Consider the following 21844-nt stretch of genomic DNA (forward strand, 5'->3'; position numbering starts at 1 on the left):
ATTAAAATTCCGGGAATGGTTCGGTGAGGGATCGCAGCACGTGGTCGGCCTCGGCTGCCTGCAGATCCTCGGCTGCGTAGTGGCCCGTGGCAACCCCGACGGCGGTGGCGCCGGCTGCGCGGGCAGAATCGACGTCGTGCGGTGTGTCGCCGACGACGAACACCTCCCGGGGTGCCAAGGACCGGCCATGCAGCCGTGAGGCCTTGGCGATGGCGAGCCTTGTCACTTCCGTCCTGTCGGGGGAGTCCGAGCCATAGGCGCCGAAGACGAAGTACCGGTTGAGGTTGCCCGGTTCCATCTTCATCCGAGCAGCGCCCTCCATGGCACCGGAGATCACTCCCAGAATCACTCCCGCATCGGAAAGCCGGCCCAGCAGGTCCGTGGCACCGTCCAGCACCCGGTATCCGTCCGCGGTCCAGATGTCCTCGGAGAGGTGCCAGAGATACTTCGAGTACAGCCGGCTCATTTCCGCATGGCCGGGGTCCCGGCCCAGCACGGCCTTGAACGTTGCCCTGCCCACTTGGGGATCGGTCTCCCCGGCGGAGCTGTGTTCGCCTATGTCGGCGGACACCCCATGGAGTTGCTCAAAGGCCCAGGTCCAGCTCCGTGCCCCGGAGCCGCCTGTGTGCACCAGGGTTTCATCAATGTCGAACAGCACCGCTAGTGGTTGTGCCATGGTTGTGGACCCTCGTCTTCAGTCGGATGGTTTCTCGTCGTGCCCGCCGAACTGCTTGCGCATGGCGGACAATGCCCGGTCCGCGAACTCATCCAGATGGCGGGAGGAGAACCGCGAGTCCAGCGCCGCACCGAGGATGGGCGCCGGGACTCCCTCTTCAATGGCGGCAATGGCCGTCCAGCGTCCTTCGCCGGAGTCCGAAACCCGGCCGGCGTAGTCGGCCAAGTCCGGTGATTTGGCCAACGCAGCCGCATTCAAGTCGACCAGCCAGGAACCGATGACGCTGCCGCGCCGCCAGACCTCTGCCACTTCGGCAAGATCGATGTCGTAGCGGTAATACTCCGGGTTCTCCATGGGAGCGGTTTCGGCATCCCCTTGGTGCGTCTCCGAACCGATGTTGGCCTTGTGCAGGATGTTCAGGCCCTCCGCGATGGCGCCCATCATTCCGTATTCGATGCCGTTGTGGACCATTTTTACAAAGTGTCCGGCACCGGTGGGTCCGCAGTGCAGGTAGCCCTTCTCCGACGGCGCCACCTCTCCGTCGCGTCCCGGGGTGCGCTCGGCCGCCTCCACGCCGGGTGCCACGGACGCAAACACCGGTTCCACTTGGGCGAAGGCGTCGTCGTCTCCGCCAATCATCAGCGAATATCCTCGCTCCAGTCCCCACACCCCGCCGCTGGTCCCGCAGTCCAGCAGCCGGATGCCGTGCTCGGCAAGCTTGCTCGCATGGCGGATGTCGTCGCGGTAATAGGAATTTCCACCATCAACAACGGTGTCGCCTGCATCCAGTGCACCGGCCAGCTGCTCGATCACGGAAGTGGTGATTTCCCCGGCAGGCACCATCACCCACACCGCCCGGGGTGCTGCCAGCCCCTGGACCAGCTCGTCCATCGAACCCACTCCGGTGATTCCTTCGCCCGAGAGGGCCTTGACGGCTTTGGGGTCGGGGTCGTAGGCGACGCATTCGTGCCCGTCGCGGGCCAGCCGTCGCACCAAGTTGGCCCCCATCCTGCCGAGACCGATCATTCCTATTTGCATTGCGCTTTTCCTTGCCTCTGCTCCTGGGCGGGTTCCAGGTGTGCTCGATCACGTCCGGCGCTGGATGGCAGTCTCCCCGGAGCCGGACTCTGCCGGTCAGGTCCCCGCCTCAACGTTCGTGCTTGCTTGACCGGAGGGCTCCGGTCCGTGCGTTAGCGCCCTGATGCGTCGTCGTCGGATTCGGAGGAGAAGGAGTCACGGCCCGAGCGCGTGGGGCCGGCGTTGCCTTCGTCCAGCGGGGCGTCGGTTGAAGGTGCCTCCAAGGGGGATTCATCGGCGGGGTCCACGTGTGCTGCATCGGCGTCGGACTCGTCCATTTCGGCGTGCAACTGGTCCTCGGTTCCGCCCAAGGCCCCGGCACCGGGTTCACCGTCGCTTCCAGTCTCTTCGTCCTGCAGGAAGTTCCTGTCGGGCACACCCAAGCTGGCATCTGCATCCAGGGCTTCTGCGTCCGTCTCCTGTCCGCGGAGCGTGGGGTCCGGCGAACCTGGATTGTTGCTGTCTGCGGGAGGCATTTCATCCTCCGGGGCAGGGGACCCGTAGCCGGATTCTGCCGGTACGGACTTTTGGTTCTTGTTGTCGGCCCGATCGTTGCTCGTCGCATCGTTGCTCATGAACTTCTCCTTGATCGTTGTCACGCTACTTGGTGCCCGGGAAACGGGAAGTGGGAATAGGGAACTGCCGGGATGGTCGGAAAGTGGGTGCGGTTTCCGGCCGTCCGCGCTTTGGCCGCCGTCCATGCATTGGTCAATGCGCCTTGGCCAATGCGCCTTGGTTAAGTTGCCGGACCGGAAGGCAGGGCTCCGCCTTCGTCGGCCCAATCCTGGCCCACTTCACTGTTCAAGGCCGGGTCGGACTCCACATCGGGGAGAGTATTCTGCCCGGCGGCCGTGGAAGGCTTGTCACGCGAGGCTCTGCGCCCCGATTCCGCACCGCTTGATTTTCCCGACTCGGACGTGTCGTCGGCGGATTGGCCGCCACCGGACACCTTGTCCACCAAACGGGAGCCCAGCTCCTTCGCTTCGTCCTTGATGGAGCCTTCCAAGTTCTGGACGGTCTCCTGAACGGTGTCCATCTCCCAGACGGCCCGCGCATTCTTCTTCAGGCTCTCATAGCCGCGGCGTCCCACGCGGGTGCCCACCACGTATCCAACGGCCAGACCTGCTACGAAGGCTAATTTTGCTTTCATCAATGACTCCTTGCCTGAACGTTTTCCGTGCTTCTGCATTGTGCTCTTGCAGGATCGCCGCGGAAGCAAGGACGCCCGCTGGCACTGTCGCTTCCGCATAAAAGGCGGTTCCTGCTCTCACTGTAACCACGGACGCACCGTTGCGAAACCCCGCCACGCTGATGCTTCTCCATTGCTCCATCCCTCCCGGTGCCTCGGCCGTCCAGTATCAGCGCGGCAGGGGTGCGGCTGTGCAGGCTTCACTGCTGGATCAACGTGCACCGCAGTGGCGCTCCAAGCCAACAGGGCACGCAGCATGGCCGCATGGACTCTGAATGGTGCAGCACGATGAATCCCGCCAAAACTTTGTTCTTGGCGTGTTAGCCACACAAGGCTCCGGCTCAGTGGTTGAGGAGCGCCTGCGCATCGATGGTTCCGTTGATGACCGAGGCGGCGACTGCACTCAATCCGAGGCCATTTGTGCGAGCATGCGAACGCATCAGCCTGAACGCCTCCGTCACGTCCAAACTGGTTCTTCCGGCCAACACCCCTTTTGCCTGTTCAATCAAGACCCTGCTATTGAGCGCACTTTGAAGTTGCTCGGCCAGCACCGATTGCTCTCTTACGGAGCGTTCCTGCAACAATCCAATGGTGGCGACATCGGCCAAGGCTTGCGCCAAGGTTATGTCGGCTTGAGTCAACGGGACGCGGGCGGTGCAGAACAGGTTAAGTGCACCAATTACTTCGTCTCGCAACCGCAGGGGAAGGGCATGTGAATAACTGAATCCGGCGGCGCAGGCAGCCGCCGCAAAACGTGGCCACTTGACCTGCTCGCATTCAAGATCGATGTTGACGATCGCGTTGCCCGTGCTGAAACTGTCTAAGCAGGGGCCCTGGTCATGCTGAAGCTGAAAGAGTTCAAGGGTCTGCGCACGATCATCCGAAGTGGCCATTATTGTCAGGGCACCGCGTTGATTGGCGAGCATCAATCCAGCCGCGTCAACTTCCAGCAGCTCCACGCTGCGCACCGTGACGTTGTGCAGAAAATCAACAACATCGAAGTCCTTGACAAGTGTGTCAGCCAGCTCAACGAATACTTCGCCCAAATGCCCCAAGCGTGTCATGGCAAATACCCTTTCAATCACCGTCGGCAGTCTCGATTGTTCAATCCTTGGTGTTTGCGTGGCCTCCGTCAATCAACGGCATCGAAATTGCCAAGATCGCGTTGGCAGAACACGCCGTCTCGACACGGAGGAGTCGATGCATGGTGGTCCGTCGAGACTGGAATCTGAAGCAGGCGCCAGCAGCTCTGCAAGAATCCGGATTGCCCGCCTGCCGACATCTCAACCCTTTCTGGTGAGAGGCGAAACCCCACCGCGACGATTCGATCCCGTGTCCCCACACGGCGCCCACCTGGCCGACAAGCGCTTGACTTGGGTGAAAATTCCCCAAGGGCGACTACCGCAATGAGCATACCGCCAACAGCAACTGGCACAGCCCCCTCAATAAGAACGAAGTGCATGTTTACCCGGCCCGCCGACGGGACTAAAGTAATTAAGTAGGCGCTCCAAATAGCGCCCCTGCCCTGGACCCGGCGGTGTCTTGCTGCACACTAGTGGTGGGGACCGATCCCATGGATCAAACGTCAGACATGCTTGCTCAAGGAGCGATGACAGCTCCGGTGGCACCATCTCCGTTGTCGGGTTGCGCGGCCAGCCACGTCTTACACCCGACCCTCGGGGATGAACACTCCCAGCCCCTGCACGATGCCCATGGCTGGGTTCGGACCCCCTCAAACGGCCCATTGGCATCATCACGCGAAGCCTGCGCAAACGCGTTCCGCGGACGTCCATCTTCCCTGCTGTCTGGGTCCGTTTCGATCCTGTGTGAAGGAGAGCAACATGTCACTGTCGGAGCATGAGAAGAGGGTTCTGGATGAGCTGGGAAGGCAGCTTGATGCCGAGGATCCAAAGTTTGCGAGGTCGCTGGGTCCCCGCCCCGTCCATGCCCGGCCCACAAGGCGGATGAGTTGGGGCGTGCTGCTGGCGCTGGCAGGGGTGGTTCTTCTCCTGTTCGGGGTGGGCCTGGAAGCCGTCCCCTTGGGAGTGGCAGGTTTCCTCATCATGATTGGCGGGGCGTACTACGCAGGGAGCACAGGGAAGCCCTCAGCCGGAACCGTGCCACAGGGCCGGTTTTTCACCGCTTTCAGCAACGTTCGCAAAGGACACCGGGACAAGAAACGGCAAGACCACTAACCTCGCCCCCGCGGTGTGTTTTAGTCCTGCTTGCGGGGCAATGCGGATAGCACGTCGGCGTTGAGGAATGAGATCATGTCCAGCGGGATTCCGACAGGGCAAACGGCCGTGCATTCGCCGATCTGCGTGCAACCGCCGAAGCCCTCGGCATCGTGCTGGTTGACCATGGCCAGTGCCCGCTCGTGGCGTTCTGTCTGGCCTTGTGGGAGAACGCCCAGGTGGTTTGCCTTGGCACCGGTGAAGAGCATCCCCGAGCCATTGGGGCAGGCGGCGATGCACGCTCCGCAGCCGATGCAGACGGCGGCGTCGAAGGCGCGGTCGGCGTCTTTCTTGGGCACGAGTGTTGCCGCGGCATCCGGCGCCGATCCTGTCGGGGCGCTGATGTAGCCGCCCGCCTGGATGATCCTGTCCATGGCGCTTCGATCCACCACGAGGTCCCGGAGGATGGGGAAGGCTTGGGAACGCCAGGGCTCGACGTCGATGGTGTCGCCGTCGTTGAAGTGGCGCATGTACAGCTGGCAGGTGGTGGTGAGAGCCTCGGGGCCGTGGGCGATGCCGTTGATGACAAGGCTGCACATGCCGCAGATGCCTTCGCGGCAGTCGTGGTCAAAGGCGACGGGATCATCCCCGACGGCGGTGAGCTGGTCGTTGAGGACGTCGAGCATTTCCAAAAAGGACATGTCCGGTGAGATCCCGTCCACGCCGTAACTGACCATCCGGCCGGCTGCGGCTCGGTCGTGTTGGCGCCAGATGCGCACGGTGATGTTCATTTGTAGCTCCTCTGGGCCAGCTCGACGTTGTGGTACTCCAGGTTCTCCTTGCGCAGCCGTGGAGGGGAGTCCTCGCCGGTGAATTCCCACGCTGCGACGTAGGCGAACTCAGCGTCGTCCCGCAACGCCTCGCCGTCGTCCGTTTGGCTTTCCGTGCGGAAGTGGCTGCCGCAGGATTCCGCCCGGTGAAGTGCATCGATGCACATGAGCTCGGCCAGTTCGAAGAAGTCGCCAACGCGGCCGGCCCTTTCCAGGGTCTGGTTCAGCTCCTCGTTCACACCCGTGACCTTGACGTCCGTCCAAAACTCTTCCTTGAGCGCGCGGATCAGACCAACGGCATGCTCAAGGCCCTCGGCGTTGCGTTCCATCCCGCAGTACTCCCACACGATGGCCCCAAGCTCCTTGTGGAACGAATCAACGGTCCTGCTGCCGTTGATGGAGAGGAAGCGCTCGAGGCGTCCGCGGACCGTGTCCAGCGCTTTCACTGCCTCCGGGTGGGAAGAGTCGGCGGCGGCTACCGGGTTTTTGGCCAAGTAGTCGTTGATGGTGTTGGGCAGAATGAAGTAGCCGTCAGCCAAGCCCTGCATCAGCGCGCTGGCGCCGAGCCTGTTGGCGCCGTGGTCGGAGTAGTTGGCCTCGCCGATGACGAACAACCCGGGGATGGAGCTCTCCAAATCGTAGTCGACCCACAACCCACCCATCGTGTAGTGCACGGCCGGGTAGATGCGCATCGGCACGCGGTACGGGTCCTCGTCGGTGATCTTTTGGTACATGTCCAGGAGGTTGCCGTATTTCTCCTCGATCGCGTCCCTGCCCAGCCGGGCGATGGCGTCCGCCAAGTCGAGGTACACACCACGCCCGCCCGGTCCCACCCCATGGCCGGAGTCGCACTGGTTCTTGGCAGCACGCGAGGCGACATCCCGGGGGACGAGGTTGCCGAAGGCCGGATATTGGCGCTCGAGGTAGTAATCCCGCTCGGCGGCGGGAATGTCCCCGGGTGCACGGGTGTCCCCGGCCTTCACCGGCACCCAGATGCGCCCGTCATTGCGCAACGATTCGCTCATCAGCGTCAACTTTGACTGGTGTTCGCCGCTTACCGGAATGCACGTCGGGTGAATCTGCGTAAAACACGGATTGGCGAACAATGCGCCCTTGCGGTGTGCCCTCCACGTGGCACTGGTGTTGCACCCCATGGCATTGGTGGAGAGGTAATAGACATTGGAGTAGCCTCCGGTGGCAAGCACGACGGCGTCGGCCAGGTGAGTCTCCAGCGTTCCGGACACCAAATCCCGAACCACAACGCCCCTCGCCTTGCCGTTGATGACGATGAGTTCGAGCATCTCGTGCCGGGTGTTTACTTCCACGGTTCCGGCGTTGACCTGGCGTTCGAGGGCCTGATAGGCGCCAAGCAGCAGCTGTTGGCCCGTCTGGCCGCGGGCATAGAACGTCCTGGACACCTGAACCCCGCCAAAGGATCGCGTGTCAAGCAGCCCGCCGTAGTCGCGGGCGAAGGGCACCCCTTGGGCAACGCACTGGTCGATGATCGATGAACTGACCTCTGCGAGCCGGTAGACGTTGGACTCCCTGGACCGGTAGTCGCCGCCCTTGACGGTGTCGTAGAAGAGACGGCGGATGCTGTCGCCGTCATTGCGATAGTTTTTGGCTGCATTGATCCCACCTTGGGCTGCAATGCTGTGGGCACGCCGGGGGCTGTCCTGGTAGCAGAAGCTCTTGACGTGGTAGCCGGCCTCGCCCAAGGTTGCTGCCGCCGAGGCGCCTGCCAGCCCGGTGCCGACCATGATGACGGAGAGCTTGCGCCGGTTGGCAGGGTTGATCAGCTTGGCACCAAAACGGCGGGCCTCCCACTGGTCTTGGAGAGGGCCGGCGGGAGCCTTCGCATCTTGAATCGGTTCTCCCACCGTGAACAATTGCTCCATCAGCTCACCCATCCTGCAAAGATCACCAACGGTGGAACCAAGAAGCCCACCAGAATCAACAGCGCAACAATGGTGGCCAGCTGGTTGAGGAAGCGTCGCCCTGCCACTGATTTGTTGGCGCCCAAGGAGGCAAAGGCGCTCCAGATCCCGTGGCGCAAATGGAAACCGAGGGCGATCAGGGCGATCACGTAGGAGAGCACCACCCACCAGATTTCGAAGCCGTTGACCATTCTTTGGTACGGGCTTGCCGAGGCGCCGCCGGGGGCAATGGCATTCACCGACAGGTGCAGGAGGTGGTAGATCACGAAAAGCCCGATGACCACCCCGCCCCAGCGCATCGTGAACGAGGCATAGCTTCGTTGGACGCCGCGGCGGTTCCTGGTGGTCTCGTATCTCCATCCGCCCTTGCCTGCCGTGGCATGGCGCGAGCGGTGCCAGAGGACGAACGCCGAAAAGATATGGAGCAGGACGCTGGCCAGCAGAATCACCCGCAGTATCCACAACGCTCCGGCGTGCGGCAGCAGGGGTTGACCGATCTCCCGCAAGTACGCAGCGTACCCGTCAAACCCCTGTTGGCCCTCGAAGACCTTCAGATTGCCGTACATGTGGGCCAGCAGGAAAAGGATCATGATCAGCCCGGTGACCGCCATCGCAGCATGCAACATCACCGATGACCGCACCGCGGTGGAGCGTACACTTCTCAGCTGGCCCGTTCCCATGTGCCAACCATAAGCCCGGCCCAGCCAACACGCCAGCATGCGATGAGACTTAGCCAAAGTGCTCGCGAAACGGGGCGCGTGCCGCATCTGCGAAATGCTCATGAAACCTCTGATCACTGCCGGGCACCCTTGGCGTGCTGGAGGCACGGGTTATGGATTGATGAAAGTCTGCGCGCAGGGGACTCACGAACTAAGAAACTGCTGAATATTCCTGGGCTTCAATGCAGGGCAAGAGTGAGGTGCTGACTCGCCTGATGTCCGAGATCGGCTGGGCCCGGGCCTATGCCCGCCGCCAACTCCACAACGCGCTGATCCGGCGCGGGCCGGACTGGGAGCTGAAGCGGAAGCCACGTGCGCGCGGCTACGGCTATGACGCGGTGCTGGTGTTGCAGCGGGCGCGGGTGATTGCCCGGCAGCCCTGCGGAAACCCTGCCCCGGCGCCGATATGCGCTCACGCCCACCGTGAATGGATCCAGCAAAAACAAACCACCAAATGGGCAGCTCAAGCATTGGCGGAAATTCAGCACCCATTTCCGTGCCCCGTCGTTGCTTGGGCTGCCCTGGATCCAACAGGCCACGGCCAGCACCAAGGCAACACGAAGATAGTCATTTCAGGTACCCACACTGGCTCGAAATCCCTTCCCGCATGTGTCCGACACACCGTACGGGGCATACGGAACGTTCAGCAGCGAGTGCTTGCAATATGCAGCTCAGAGGCGGGTGTGTCCTGTCGAGGACAGGCCTGCGGGAACCGGTGACAAATGCTGAATTGCCATTACGCAACGACCATCAGATACGGACCAAACAGGACGCATGGACAATATTTGGATCGTGGGATCCCATTCAGACGGTGCCGCCTTCAACGCCGACAACTGCTCGAATGGCTTTCGGTTACCAAGACCAAGCACGTGTGGACTGCAATCGTGCTCCCGCTGATACTCCACACCTCATGGCTAGAATTGAGGGGTGGACTGGACAAATTTTATCGACGGCTCCCCGGGTCGCGATGTGCGGGCGCTGGTTCCTCGAGTACTTGAACTGCGCGGGCAGACGCCCCCCGGGGTAGCTGTGGACCTGGGTAGCGGGGACGGTACCGAATCCCGGTTTCTCGCCGTCAACGGCTGGCGTGTACATTCCTTCGACAGTGCCCCAGACACCCAAACGAGAACTGTCGCCGGCTTGACACAGTTGGATGCTGCGCGCATCACACCCATCCGCATTGAATTCGAAGAGCTCCATGCACTGCCCCGCAATGATCTGACGTATGCTGGCCGGTCGTTGCCCTTCTGCGCGGAGGCGGTATTCCCCAGTCTGTGGAGTGCCATTCGTGCGTCCATTCGACCGTCCGGTTGGTTCGTTGGTGACTTCTTCGGATTGAATGACTCGTGGTTTGGTCGTTCCGACATGAACTTTCACAGTAGGGAGGGGATCGAACTTCTTCTCCATGGGTTCGAGATTTTTGAAATAACCGAGACCGAGGGACCCGCGGACACACCGTTCGGTGCTAAGCACCTGCACATTCTGACGGTAATTGCTCGCTCGTGATGGCTGCGTGGAAAAACGACAATTTGGTGCTGCTAATTCAGCCCGGACTCCCTGTGGGAGCATAATAGACCCAATGGCACACGGTTGGCGCCGAGTCGAGGTTTTCAGGCTTCACGGTTCCACGGCAAGCACTCTATACGTGCGCGCCGTCAGCGAGGAGGCTGGGCGATGTCAAAGGGGGCGGCGTTCCGGTACGCCTGGTCCAAAGAGGTCTCGCCCGTCAACGGAACTACGCAAGTGGTACGACCATGACCCCGCCAAGTTCGCTAAATTTAACGGAGGTTGCAAGAGCAACATCCGGGCCGACGCTCGCGTGTGGGCCCTGGAGAACTCGCGTGAACCTGCCCCATCCGGGAGGCTGACACTGATGACTGTCTGCAAGGCTGACGACGTCAGCGGGGTGACCGTCTTCGTTGGCTTGCTCCACCGACAACGGCCCGGAGATGCCCACGCTGGAATAACCTTTTGGAAGGAAGCGAACCATGACTACGAAGGCAAACACACCTGAGGCGGTCAAAAATAACGAGAACCAGGGTGCGGAACTTGCACACCGGCAAGTTCTTGTGGTGGGGGTGGACGGTTCCGAAAGATCACTGGCCGCGCTGCATTGGGCGGTGGCCGAAGCACAACTGCACGGGGCCGACATCCATCTCGTGATGGCGTGGCAGCAGCCCAGGTATGACGGTGCCGGCAACAGTATGGTGCTGGGCATGGACCCTTCCGCTGACGCGGGAGCAATACTGGCTGATGCTGCTGCGTCCGAACTTGCCCGGCTCGGAACCGAGGTAAACGCGAAAGAGCGTGCAGCGGTCACGTGGGAAGCCGTTGAAGGACACCCCGCGGCGGTTCTCATTCGTGCCAGCGAGGACGCGGCCATGCTGGTGGTGGGTTCCCGCGGCCATGGCGGATTCGTCGGCGCGCTGCTGGGCTCGGTAAGTCAACATGTGGTGGCCCACGCGCGTTGCCCGGTGGTCATCATCCCGGATTCCCAGTGGAACCGGGCCGAAGACAACCCCTGAGCTAATATCGGGGACGACTCATTGCTCTCAGGCACGAGAACCACGGCAGGGCCGGGGGCGTGGATCCGGTGGCCCCAGGACCTGAGGGCTGCAGCTGTCGAAGGATGGAATGTTGGACCAAGAAAAAAATGTGTGAAAGGAACTGCCACGATGAGTGAAGACCAGCCTGCAAGTAAACCGGACGCAATCGGATCCAGCGCGTGTTCCGGCACCCCGGTGAGGACTGGGAGGATCGTGGTCGGGGTCGATGGCTCGGAAGGATCAATGGCGGCCTTGACGTGGGCCGTGGCTGAGGCAATGCTGCGTGGGGCTCCCATTCACGCGGTTCTGGCCTGGCAGCCTCCCCAGTTCTACCCGTCTCCGAACGACTGGTCCCCGCGGAAGGGGCCATCGGGGGAATCGGCGCAACAATTGGCCGACGCCGCGCTGACACAGGTGAGCGGCTACGGGAAGGCCGCAGTGGCGGGAAAAGATGTGAAGATCAGCTGCGAGGCACTTGAGGGCGATCCAGCACAGATTCTGGTGTTCAGTGCGGTGGGTGCTGCCATGGTGGTGGTGGGTTCCCATGGCCATGGCGGATTCGTCGGGGCGTTGCTGGGTTCGGTGAGCCAGCATGTGGTGGCCCACGCCGCCTGCCCGGTGATTGTCATCCCAGTGTCCACCGACTTGAGAGCCCGGCCATGATCATTGCCACTTCAACAGGCTCACAAGGACACCCGTGGTCAACGCGCCGGCATTCTGCAGGGTTTCGGCACAACACCTAGAACCAGATTGGGCAACCGTACCGTGGACCTTGTCGGAGTCGGGTTTGGTCGGAGCCTGGACGAGGGCGAAACACAAGAGTGGACCGGGGACACTTTGCTCAGGCGGCTGTGTCGTCGAGATCTTGCCTACCATCCGTAAATTCGTTGCACGATTTCATGCCGTGGTGCCTTGTCCGGCCCTGGATAGGTCACCATTACCGGAACACGGTCCGGCCCCTGTCCCTCCACCAGAGTGAAACCATCGATTGTTTGGCGGGTCACCTGGGTGGAGAACTTCCGCAGGATCTGCTCGCAGCGGTCCAGGTCTTCCTCATCCCGGGCCGTCCAGATGAGGTATTGGAGACCGATTTGCCCTAGCGGATGCTGCGCCCGGGTTCCCCTGGTGCGCAAGTACAGCTGGTATCCGTCCGTGCTGACCAGCAACGCCACGGATTCATTGTGGACAGTGACATCCCATCCCAAAAACTCCCGGTAGAAGGCCACGGAGCGGTCGAGTTCAGACACAAACATCACGGCCGAGGCCAGTTGCAGGGGATGGCCTCCAACCTGACCCGAAGGAACCCGTTCACCTGGGACGCTCTCCCGGGACTTGCCCGGCTTTCCCGAATTCTCTGCATTCATCTGGAAAGATTCCTTTTTCTGTCAACGCAATTCCCACCATGGAGCCCATGGTGGACCTTCTCAGGCTATTGCCCAGTCCGGGCGACGTAAAGGGGCCAGTTGTCGCGTCTCGGATGATCAGCTGGCAAGGGAGGACGGCCATCGGCATGAAGTCACGGGAAGAGACAGCGGTGTTCACTCCGGCGTCGCACCCCGCCCTTGACCGCGACCCGGCCCCTCGACCGCATGGTCGCCTTCATCTACGCTGAAGTGGTGACCACGGATAGGAAAATGGTGGACAGCAGACGGATCGTTGTGGCAGTTGCTGCGGCCATCGAACCGAGATGGGTGGCCGCCATCAAGGCGGTCGATGACCGCCTTGATGTGCGCTATGAACCGCAACTGTTGCCTGCGGCGGGCTTCCCCAGGCCCGGGAGCGGGATCGGCGGATCTCACCAGACCCTGGACCATGAATTCCACTGGAAGAAAACGTTGGCCGAGGCAGAGGTCGTCCTGGGTTGGCCCCAAAACACCCCGGAGGGCTTGGCGGACTTGGTGCGCAACAACACCGGGCTGCGCTGGGTACAGGCAACGGTGGGTGATGCGGCCAGCCGGGTGGGGGCCGCCGGGTTGAGCGCCAAAGAACGAGACCGGTTACAGATTACCGGGTTCGAAAGCATCCTTGCCGGCCAGCGGGCGGCATTCGCAATGTTTGCCTTGCTCGCTTTTACCCAGGGACTTCCGCCGCTGGGCTACCCTTCCCTTGGGCACTCGGCGCAGCCTGAAATGGCTGAGCTTGCCGGGCAGAGCCTACTTGTTGTGGGACTCGGCCCGACGGGCGCCGAAGTTGCCCGGCTGGGCAAGGCGTTCGGAATGCATGTGCTGGCTGTCACCCGGACAGGGAACGGGCAGGCGCCGAACGTGGACCAGCTGCGACCCGCACGGTTTTTGGGGGACCTGCTCCCGGTCTCCCATGCGCTTGTGTTGGCCTCGCCTCTAACGGAGAAGACCAGGGGCATGATCGGTGCCGGTGCGATGAGCCGGATGCGTGCCGATTCGGTATTGGTGAACATTGGGCACGGGGCTGTCATTGACGAGCACGCGCTGGTCAAGGGCCTGGAACACGGCCAGCCGGCAGCAGCCGTTCTGGATGCGTCTGCGGCTAAAACATTGTCATCCGGGAGCGCGCTCCGGTCCTTGTCCAACGTCTTCATCGGTCCCCCTGCTGCCGCCTTTTCCCGCTACGGGAACGAACGACTGATAGCCGTGTTTACGAAAAATCTCCGCAAGTACTTGGCCGGGGATGAACTTGTTGACTTGCTCGGGACGCCCTTGAACTACTGAGTGTGCGGGTGTTGTGCGGCGGCCAGGACGTCTGCCAACTCGGTGTCGGTGTTCGCAAGGTCCGTCGTGTCGACACGGCGGCCGCAGCGCACCAACGCCTTGATGGTCTCGGTCTGGTCCCAGACGTTGATGTTCATCCCAGCCAACACCTTGCGGTCTTTGAGCCAAAAGACAATGCATTCCAGTTTTTCCCTGTCCCCACGAAAGAGAACCTTGTCGCAGTCTCCCGGTGCCACGTAGCCGGAGTACTCCATTCCCAACTCGAACTGGTCGCTGTAGAAGTACGGCACTTCGTCATAGGATGCATCCATGCCCAGCATGGACCGGGCTGCCACAGCCGGCTGGCTCATTGCGTTGAACCAGTGCTCAATGCGGAGGTGTTTGCCTAGCAGGGGGTGGAAAGCGTTGGCGACATCCCCTGCGGCGTAGACATCTGGATCTGAAGTGCGCAGGTGCTCATCCACCACGATTCCATTGTCCAGGACCAGGCCGGCAGCCTCGGCCAATGAAGTGTTGGGTACGGCGCCGACGCCGACCACGACCAGATCAGCAGCGATGCGCGACCCATCGGAGAGTTCCAGCCCTGCCGCCCGGCGCGGATCATCACCCAAGACTTTCCGGACCTGGACACCCAAGCGCAGGTCCACCCCGTGGGCGCGGTGCAAGTCCGCGAACAGTTCAGCTGCCTCGGCACCCAGCACGTGCAGCAGCGGCACCTCGCCGCGCTCGAGCACTATCACCTCAAGACCGGCGGCCCGGGCGGCAGCGGCGACTTCCAGTCCAATCCACCCGGCACCGATGATCACCACACGCGACGCGGTTGTAAAAGCGAACTTGAGCTGCATGCAATCCTCAATCCGCCGCAGGTAATATACGCGATGCGGGTCGGCGCCGGGTACGGGCAACAGCCGCGGTGACGCACCGGTAGCGATGAGCAGCTTGTCGTAACCCACTGGTTCCCCGACAGCCAAACTGACTCGATGGCCCGCACGCTCAATGGCCGTTACCTTTGTGCTGGTGCGTAGTTCGACGTCGTGCTCTGCATACCAGTCCTTGGGGTGAACATAGATCTTTTCTTTTTCAGACTTGCCTTGCAGATAGTCCTTGGAGAGCGGCGGCCGCTCATAGGGCCGTTCGGGTTCCTCCCCCATCAGCACCACGCGTCCGGTAAAGCCCTCTCCGCGCAGTGCCTCGGCGGCTTTTGCCCCCGCCAGCCCGGCGCCAACAATCGCGAAAGTCTCCCGTGTCCCCATGTCCCCTCTTCTCTTGTCCCCACTCAGCGGTGATTCATTTAGATGGATTGGCTGTAGCCAAAGAACTCGTGGTCGTTGTTGTAGCCGCCTTGGCCGCCGCCGACTCCGGAGAAATCCTCGACGAATTCGATGCCCTTGATCCACTTGACCATTTTGAACCCGAGCTGCACCTCGTTGCGCAGCCGCAGCGGCGCGCCGTGGCCGTAGGAGAGGGCCTGATCGTTCATGTCGAATGCGAGCATTGTCAGCCCATAATGCATCTGCTCGATGGGTTGGGCATCGTAGTACGTTCCCTCGTCCGATCCTTCGGCAAAGGAATAGAAGATCACCCATTTCGCCTCCGGTGCCGGCTTGACGAGATCCAGGATGGTCGCCATGGAGACGCCGCCCCATTTGGCGACCCCCGACCAGCCCTGGATGCAGAAGTGCTGGGTGATCTGCTCATGCATGGGGAGGGCACGCAACTGCATCAGGTCCAGGTCCACCGGGTTCTCCACCAGCCCGCTGATTTGCAGGTGGTAGTTGGCAAAGTTTCCGTCCCGCAGATCTGCGTACTCCCGGGATTCGGGATATTTGCCGTTGTGCCAGAAGTACGGGGAGATGTCCTTCTCCGTGTACTGGCCCGGCTTGGAATCAATATGCTCAAACAATCGTTGTGCGGGGCCAATCAGGGCGTACCCGATCCGCTGGACCTTCCGCGGGTAGCGGTACGTTAGCGGGGTGGCTGCCACCCATCCGACAATGACGACCACCATGGACGCGGCGAAGATCCAGAACCCTGTCCAGGATTCGTTGTCCTGTGAGGCGTACATGTGATTGAGGTTGCGCAGCGCGCCCGTCGTCAGGACCAGCGTGACGTGGATGACGATGAAGAACACAAACCAGCACATGACCAAAAAGTGCAGCGACCGGGCCACCTGAATGCTGAAAATGCTGCTGATCCACCTGAATTTGGTGGAAAGTGCCGGTGACATTCCAAGTCCTGTGATTAGGGCCAGCGGGGCGGCGACGAAGACCGTGATGAAGTACGCGATGAGCTGCAGGCTGTTGTAGTTGGTCCAGCCGGTTTCCACAGGCCAGTTCAGCGAAAGATATTGGAGCGCGACCGAGATGGAATTGGGGATGACATCCCAGTGCAGCGGGACAAGGCGCAGCCACTGCCCGGTGGAAAAAAGCAGGACATAGAACACCAGGCCGTTGAGCAGCCACAGCGTGTCGATGCCCAGGTGCCACCAACGCGCCAGCCCGATGGTGTGGCGCCTGCCCGGCAAGCCGATACCGGAGGGCAGGGTGATGGAGTCCTGCTTGGCGGTGTACAGCGGATCGGAGGGTACTGGTTTCTGCATCCGGAACCAGTTTCGCCCCGGGGTGCTGTGACGAGTCCAGTACAACCGGGGGTGGTCGGCGAGGATCTGCCAGCCGGATCGGATGATGAAAATCATGAAAAACAGGTTCAGGAAGTGCTGCCAGCCCAGCCATGCCGGGAAACCCACAGGTGCACCTTCGGGAAGGCTTGATGTCCCGGGGTACGCCGTCATGAAGGCCTGCACCCCCGGGAGCCCGCGGATGCCCTTCGCCACCGCGATCCCGATGACAAGCAGCACGAAACCGATGGGAATCAGCCAGAGCAGGTTGAACCATTTGCCGGCACCGATCCGCACCCGGGGAGCGACCCCGTACTGTGCCGGAATCGAGCCGGCCCACTCAGCGTCGATGACGTCGTCGTCCTTGTGCGTCAGCTCCGACTGGAAGCTCTTATAGGCGTGCGGCCCCTCATCGGCTGCCGGTGGCGGCAGCTGAGCGTGCGCATCCTCCGGAGAGAAGGATGACGTTTCTGGTGGGAGTTCCGGATGAGGGCCTGGGGGAGGTTCCATAAAATCGAGCGTATCCTCACAGACCCGGAACGGCTAGGGCTTGTGCGGTGCACCGTGGCCGGTGGCTCGATCCGGCCCAGTGTTTGCGGACGCTATGTTTTCGTCGATGGTTTGTGGCGGATCAGTTTGTTCTTGTCCTCAAGTTCCAGCCCGCTGACCTCAGGAAGCAGGGCCTTGACGAACCAGAACGACAGGACGGCGAAGAACGCGAACCCGGCATACACGAAGCCAAGGCCGACGGCGGCGCTCATGATCGGAAAGAGCAGTGTCACGATGAAATTGAAGATCCAGTTGAAAGCTGTCGCGATTCCCAAGGCAAGGCCACGAATCTTGTTCGGAAAAACCTCCCCCAAGACCACCCACATCACCGGCCCCCACGTGGCGGCAAAGAAGATGACGAACAGATTGGCGCCGACCAACGCGATCGGTCCCCACGGCGCAGCGAGCGTGAGTGAGTCCCCTGAACCCGTGGCCTGGGAGAAGGAGATTGCGGCCGCTATCAGTCCCACAAACATGCCGGCGGAACCAACCAGCAACAGGCGCTTGCGCCCAACCTTGTCGACGAAGAAGATGGCAACGAACGTGAGCAGCACATTGATGGTGGCGGTGATGACGGATGTTGTGAACGAGTCTTCCTGGCTGAAACCCACCGACTGCCACAACGTGGTGGAGTAATAGAAGATCGCATTGATGCCCACCAGCTGTTGAAAGGCAGCCATGCCGATGCCAATCCACAAAATGGGTTGCAGACCGAGTGCGGGGCCGCGCAAATCACGGTAGGTGGAACGCCGTTCGTTTTCCAGGCTCTCCTGAATGTCCTTCAGACGCTGGTCCGGATTCGCCGGATTGGCAACACGGCGGATAACGGCCAGCGCATCCTTGCTCCGACCCTTGCGGATGAGGAAGTGCGGCGACTCGGGAATCGTCAAGGAGACCAGGCCGTAGACGACGGCGGGAATGACCCCGACCAGCAGCATCCACCGCCAGGCAGGCATGCCCCACCACAGCTCGTTGCCGGCGCCGCCGGCAACCCTTGCCAGGCCGGCGTCGGAAAGCAGCGCCAGGAAGATGCCCAGTGTGATGGCCAATTGCTGGAGCGAGCTGAGTGCGCCGCGCATCCGTGCAGGGGCCATCTCACCGATGTAGGCGGGTGCTATGACCGAGGCGATGCCAATGGCCAGCCCGCCAATGAACCTCCACGACATCAGGTCCCAAATGGCGAAGGCATACCCCGAGCCGATCGAACTGGCAACAAACAAGCATGCTGCCAAAACCATGACGGGCTTGCGGCCCCAAACATCGGCAAGCTGGCCGGCGAACCAAGCGCCGACGGCACACCCGATCAGCGTGATGGCGACGGTGATCCCCACTGCTGCGGAGCCTAGATTGAAGTCCGACTGGATCGAATTGACCGCTCCGTTGATGACGGAGGTGTCGAAACCAAACAACAGACCGCCCAATGCGGCCGCGATGGTGATGATGATGATTTTTCCCATGTGGGGATTGCCTTCAGCCCCGGGGCTTGGGGCCGCTTTCCCTGCTGGACTTGTTCCCACGGTGCACCGCGATCCTGGCCCTCTTGGGTGGTCAATAGCGCAGCAGGGCCGGTGCTTGGGCTGTGGCCTCCAGCTGCCTTGCAGCTCGGCAACCTTGGGGGAAATGTACCACTTTGCCCAGGAAGGCAACAGGGGCAGCAGGTGCTGCAGCAATCGCCGCAACAGCACCGGCGGGACGCTGTTTGGCCGTGCTCCGGGCTCTGGCCGGTGGGTGCCCGCGGGTGTAGCTTGGGTATAGGTGCCGCCTGGACCCTGCAGCTCCCTGTCTTTTATGCCCATGGACCTTTTACGTCCAGGGAAGTTTCCCAAAATTACCTCTTTGGCAGGAGAGCCACCATGAATGAAGATCAGTTTGACCTTGCCCGGAGACTGGCCGTGCAATTGCGTGTGGATTCCATCCGGTGCAGCACCAGCGCCGGCTCCGGACATCCCACCTCGTCCTTGTCGGCGGCAGACTTGATGGCCGTCCTGCTGACTGAGCATCTGCGCTATGACTGGGAGAAGCCCGATTCCCCGGACAATGATCACTTGGTCTTCTCCAAGGGCCACGCGTCCCCGCTGCTTTACTCCATGTACCGGGCCGTCGGGGTGGTCGACGAGGAAGAGCTCATCAACACGTACCGCAGGCTGGGCGCGCGTCTGGAGGGGCACCCCACCCCGGCACTGCCGTGGGTTGATGTGGCCACGGGTTCCCTGGGTCAGGGCCTGCCCGATGCCGTCGGGATCGCCTTGGCTGGCAAATACCTGGACAAATTGCCTTACCATGTGTGGGTTTTGTGCGGTGACAGCGAGACTGCCGAAGGCTCCATCTGGGAGGCCCTGGACAAGGCCGGCTATTACAAGCTGGGGAACCTGAGCGCAATTGTGGACATCAACAGGCTGGGCCAGCGCGGCCCCACCGAACTCCAATGGGACGTGCAGCGGTATGCCGCCCGGGTGGAAGCATTTGGTGCCCGGCCCATCGTCGTGGACGGCCACGACCTGGTTGCCATCGACGCGGCCCTGGGCCAGGCCCGCGACAGCATCGATATGCCCACGGTAATCCTGGCGAAGACCGTCAAGGCCAAGGGCGTGCCGGAGCTGGAAGACAAGAACGGCTGGCACGGAAAGGCCCTCCCTCCCGAGATGGCGGAACGGGCCATCTCAGCGTTGGGCGGACCCACCAACTTGCGGATCACCACTGCTTCGCCCAGCCCGGGCACGGCGGACCCGGCCAGCAAGGCCAACCCGGGTGCCGACGTCGTTCTTCCCAGCTATGAACTCGGCGAGAAGGTGGCCACCCGGGTGGCCTTCGGTGCAGCCATCGCCGCTCTGGCGGCCCGCCCCGAAGTTGTTGTCCTTGACGGGGAAGTTGGGAACTCCACGCACGCTGAAGAATTTCAGAAGGTGTGCCCGGAACGGTACTTTGAAATGTTCATCGCCGAACAGCAGCTCGTCGCATCGGCCGTGGGCTTCGCGGTGCGCGGCTACGTCCCCTTTGCTTCCACTTTCGCCGTGTTTTTCTCCCGCGCTTTCGACTTCATCCGCATGGCCGGGATCTCGGAAGTCAACATTCGCTTGGTGGGGTCCCACGCCGGAGTTGAGATCGGGGAGGACGGACCGTCCCAGATGGCGTTGGAAGACCTTGCGTCCCTGCGTGCAGTGCACGGTTCCGTTGTCCTCTACCCAGCCGACGCCGCCTGTGCCGCCCGGCTCACCCTGACCATGGCAGACACCGACGGAATTGTGTACCTGCGCACCACAAGGGGCGCCTACCCGGTGATCTACCCGGCGGGGGAGACGTTCCCGATCGGTGGCTCAAAGGTCCACCATGCCGGAACCGAGGACCAGGTGGCGCTGATCGGGGCCGGTGTGACGCTGCACGAGTGCCTGGCCGCGGCCGAGGAACTCGGGAAGCTGGGCGTCAAGGCCCGGGTCATCGACGCCTACTCGGTCAAGCCCATCGACAAGGCTGCCCTGGTTGAAGCCTGCCGGGTCACCGGCAGCCGCCTGGTGGTGGTGGAGGACCACTATCCCGAAGGGGGACTGGGCAGCGCCGTGCTCGAAGCGCTGGCCAATGCCTCCGTGCCTGCACTGCATGTTGCACACCTCGCAGTGCAGGGCCTGCCCGGCTCCGGCAAGCCGGCCGAGCTCCTTGACGCCGCGGGCATATCCTGCCGACACATTGTGGCGGCCGCGCGCGAACTGGCCGGGCACTGACAGAGAAGAAAATACGATGAAACCCACACAACAGCTTCACGAGTTCGGCCAGAGCCTCTGGGTGGACAACATCACCCGGAACCTGCTCGATTCCGGCACGCTTGAGCGCTATATTGCCGAGGACTCGATCACCGGGTTGACGTCCAATCCGACCATTTTTGACAAGGCCATCGGCGCTGGTGCCGACTATGACGATGACATAGCCGCCGGCAAACGTGCCGGGAAGAAAGATGAGGAGGTCTTCTTCGCTCTCGCGCTGGCCGACTTGCGGCGGGCCGCGGATCTTTTCGCGCCGATTCATGCGCGCACCGACGGGGTGGACGGTTGGGTCTCCCTTGAAGTCTCCCCGCTGCTGGCCCGCGATACGGATGCCACCGTTGAGCAAGCCAAGGCGCTGCACGCCAGGTCGGCGCGACCGAATATTTTCATCAAGATCCCCGGGACGGACGAGGGCCTGCCAGCCATCGAGGAATGCATCTTTGCCGGTGTCCCCATCAACGTGACGCTGCTGTTCTCTGCCGGGCAATATCAGAAGGCCGCCGAGGCGTATCTTCGCGGCATCGAGCGGCGGGTGGCCGCCGGGTTGAACCCCGTTGTCCCCTCGGTTGCTTCGCTGTTCGTCAGCCGGTGGGACAAGGCTGTCGACGGCAGGGTCCCGGGCCATCTTGAAGACCGTTTGGGCATCGCCGTGTCAACGCTTGCCTACAAGGCCTACCGGACGTTGCTTGATTCGCCGCGCTGGGGCAGGTTGGCCAACGAGGGCGCCAGGCCGCAACGCCTGCTCTGGGCCAGCACCTCCACGAAGAACCCGGATGCGCCGGATATTTTGTACGTTCAGGCATTGGCCGCACCCTTCACCGTCAACACCATGCCGGAGGCGACGCTTTCTGCCTTCGGAGACCACGGAGTGGTGGGCGACCTGGCAGCGGCCAAAGCTGGGGCCGCAAAGCAGGCCTTGGCGTCTTTCGCCGAGGTCGGCATCGATCATGACGAGCTGGCCGGGCAACTCCAGCGTGAAGGAACGGAATCCTTTGACGCCTCGTGGAGGAACCTGCTGGCCAGCATCGGAGGCAAGGGCGACAAACTGGCCGCCAGTGGCCAGTAGAACACCATCATCGGAACGGAAT

Annotated in this window: 19 protein-coding genes; 7 read left to right on the plus strand and 12 right to left on the minus strand. The window is 62.1% G+C overall.

What is annotated here, in order from left to right; translation table 11 throughout:
• Nucleotide 1 precedes the first annotated feature (1 nt).
• The 5 genes from QMG25_RS09970 to QMG25_RS09990 all read right to left on the minus strand — a co-directional run bounded on the left by QMG25_RS09970 (nucleotide 2) and on the right by QMG25_RS09990 (nucleotide 4078).
• Nucleotides 2–676, minus strand: a complete 675-nt coding sequence (locus QMG25_RS09970; RefSeq protein WP_283459827.1) for an HAD family hydrolase — start codon at nucleotides 674–676, stop codon at nucleotides 2–4.
• 18 nt (nucleotides 677–694) lie between these two features.
• The gene (gene gnd, locus QMG25_RS09975; RefSeq protein WP_283459829.1) at nucleotides 695–1714 is read right to left on the minus strand and encodes a phosphogluconate dehydrogenase (NAD(+)-dependent, decarboxylating); all 1020 of its coding nucleotides are present in this window, start codon (nucleotides 1712–1714) and stop codon (nucleotides 695–697) included.
• Between the two features lie 152 nt (nucleotides 1715–1866).
• On the minus strand, nucleotides 1867–2328 hold the full coding sequence (locus QMG25_RS09980) for a hypothetical protein (RefSeq protein ID WP_283459831.1): 462 nt from the start codon (nucleotides 2326–2328) through the stop codon (nucleotides 1867–1869).
• Nucleotides 2329–2489: 161 nt separating this feature from the next.
• Complete coding sequence (locus QMG25_RS09985) at nucleotides 2490–2903, minus strand: hypothetical protein (protein ID WP_283459833.1); 414 nt, start codon at nucleotides 2901–2903, stop codon at nucleotides 2490–2492.
• A gap of 380 nt (nucleotides 2904–3283) precedes the next feature.
• Entirely contained in the window at nucleotides 3284–4078 is a 795-nt protein-coding gene (locus QMG25_RS09990) for a GAF and ANTAR domain-containing protein (RefSeq protein ID WP_283459835.1), read from the minus strand.
• Between the two features lie 705 nt (nucleotides 4079–4783).
• On the opposite strand from QMG25_RS09990, the gene QMG25_RS09995 reads away from it, so the two are divergent.
• On the plus strand, nucleotides 4784–5137 hold the full coding sequence (locus QMG25_RS09995; RefSeq protein ID WP_283459837.1) for a DUF3040 domain-containing protein: 354 nt from the start codon (nucleotides 4784–4786) through the stop codon (nucleotides 5135–5137).
• A 20-nt stretch (nucleotides 5138–5157) separates the two neighbouring features.
• On the opposite strand, the gene QMG25_RS10000 is transcribed toward QMG25_RS09995, so the two are convergent.
• Genes QMG25_RS10000 through QMG25_RS10010 form a run of 3 tightly spaced genes read right to left on the minus strand, consistent with a single transcriptional unit; the run spans nucleotide 5158 to nucleotide 8563 of the window.
• Nucleotides 5158–5907, minus strand: a complete 750-nt coding sequence (locus QMG25_RS10000) for a succinate dehydrogenase/fumarate reductase iron-sulfur subunit (protein WP_283459839.1) — start codon at nucleotides 5905–5907, stop codon at nucleotides 5158–5160.
• The gene (locus QMG25_RS10005) at nucleotides 5904–7844 is read right to left on the minus strand and encodes a fumarate reductase/succinate dehydrogenase flavoprotein subunit (protein WP_502866379.1); all 1941 of its coding nucleotides are present in this window, start codon (nucleotides 7842–7844) and stop codon (nucleotides 5904–5906) included. Before QMG25_RS10005 ends, QMG25_RS10000 begins: the two co-directional genes overlap by 4 nt.
• Complete coding sequence (locus QMG25_RS10010; protein ID WP_283459843.1) at nucleotides 7844–8563, minus strand: succinate dehydrogenase cytochrome b subunit; 720 nt, start codon at nucleotides 8561–8563, stop codon at nucleotides 7844–7846. Before QMG25_RS10010 ends, QMG25_RS10005 begins: the two co-directional genes overlap by 1 nt.
• Nucleotides 8564–9529: 966 nt before the next feature.
• On the opposite strand from QMG25_RS10010, the gene QMG25_RS10015 reads away from it, so the two are divergent.
• The 3 genes from QMG25_RS10015 (at nucleotide 9530) to QMG25_RS10025 (ending at nucleotide 11811) form a co-directional block, all read left to right on the plus strand.
• The gene (locus QMG25_RS10015; RefSeq protein WP_283459845.1) at nucleotides 9530–10108 is read left to right on the plus strand and encodes a class I SAM-dependent methyltransferase; all 579 of its coding nucleotides are present in this window, start codon (nucleotides 9530–9532) and stop codon (nucleotides 10106–10108) included.
• A gap of 482 nt (nucleotides 10109–10590) precedes the next feature.
• Nucleotides 10591–11127, plus strand: a complete 537-nt coding sequence (locus QMG25_RS10020) for a universal stress protein (protein WP_283459847.1) — start codon at nucleotides 10591–10593, stop codon at nucleotides 11125–11127.
• Nucleotides 11128–11277: 150 nt separating this feature from the next.
• The gene (locus QMG25_RS10025) at nucleotides 11278–11811 is read left to right on the plus strand and encodes a universal stress protein (protein WP_502866380.1); all 534 of its coding nucleotides are present in this window, start codon (nucleotides 11278–11280) and stop codon (nucleotides 11809–11811) included.
• Nucleotides 11812–12017: 206 nt separating this feature from the next.
• Here QMG25_RS10025 and QMG25_RS10030 read toward each other — a convergent pair whose 3' ends face one another.
• On the minus strand, nucleotides 12018–12512 hold the full coding sequence (locus tag QMG25_RS10030; protein ID WP_283459849.1) for a VOC family protein: 495 nt from the start codon (nucleotides 12510–12512) through the stop codon (nucleotides 12018–12020).
• A 198-nt stretch (nucleotides 12513–12710) separates the two neighbouring features.
• Between QMG25_RS10030 and QMG25_RS10035 the strand changes: the two genes are divergently transcribed.
• Nucleotides 12711–13835: an NAD(P)-dependent oxidoreductase gene (locus QMG25_RS10035; RefSeq protein WP_283459852.1), complete on the plus strand. Its 1125-nt coding sequence runs from the start codon at nucleotides 12711–12713 to the stop codon at nucleotides 13833–13835.
• On the opposite strand, the gene QMG25_RS10040 is transcribed toward QMG25_RS10035, so the two are convergent.
• The 3 genes from QMG25_RS10040 to QMG25_RS10050 form a co-directional block, all read right to left on the minus strand.
• Nucleotides 13829–15088: an NAD(P)/FAD-dependent oxidoreductase gene (locus QMG25_RS10040; protein ID WP_283459854.1), complete on the minus strand. Its 1260-nt coding sequence runs from the start codon at nucleotides 15086–15088 to the stop codon at nucleotides 13829–13831. The genes QMG25_RS10035 and QMG25_RS10040 overlap by 7 nt on opposite strands.
• A gap of 38 nt (nucleotides 15089–15126) precedes the next feature.
• Nucleotides 15127–16962 (minus strand): molybdopterin-dependent oxidoreductase, encoded by a 1836-nt coding sequence (locus QMG25_RS10045; RefSeq protein WP_283459856.1) that lies wholly within the window; start codon nucleotides 16960–16962, stop codon nucleotides 15127–15129.
• 92 nt (nucleotides 16963–17054) lie between these two features.
• Nucleotides 17055–18458 carry a sugar porter family MFS transporter gene (locus QMG25_RS10050; protein WP_283459857.1) on the minus strand — a complete coding sequence of 468 codons (1404 nt, stop codon included), beginning with the start codon at nucleotides 18456–18458 and terminating at the stop codon, nucleotides 17055–17057.
• 396 nt (nucleotides 18459–18854) lie between these two features.
• Here QMG25_RS10050 and QMG25_RS10055 point away from each other — a divergent pair, with 396 nt between their 5' ends.
• Both QMG25_RS10055 and tal read left to right on the plus strand, forming a co-directional pair.
• Nucleotides 18855–20717, plus strand: a complete 1863-nt coding sequence (locus tag QMG25_RS10055; RefSeq protein ID WP_283459859.1) for a transketolase — start codon at nucleotides 18855–18857, stop codon at nucleotides 20715–20717.
• Between the two features lie 16 nt (nucleotides 20718–20733).
• Nucleotides 20734–21822 carry a transaldolase gene (gene tal, locus QMG25_RS10060; RefSeq protein WP_283459862.1) on the plus strand — a complete coding sequence of 363 codons (1089 nt, stop codon included), beginning with the start codon at nucleotides 20734–20736 and terminating at the stop codon, nucleotides 21820–21822.
• The last annotated feature ends 22 nt before the right edge of the window (nucleotides 21823–21844 follow it).

It is taken from the genome of Arthrobacter sp. H35-D1 (assembly GCF_030063185.1).
Classification (GTDB): Bacteria; Actinomycetota; Actinomycetes; order Actinomycetales; family Micrococcaceae; genus Specibacter.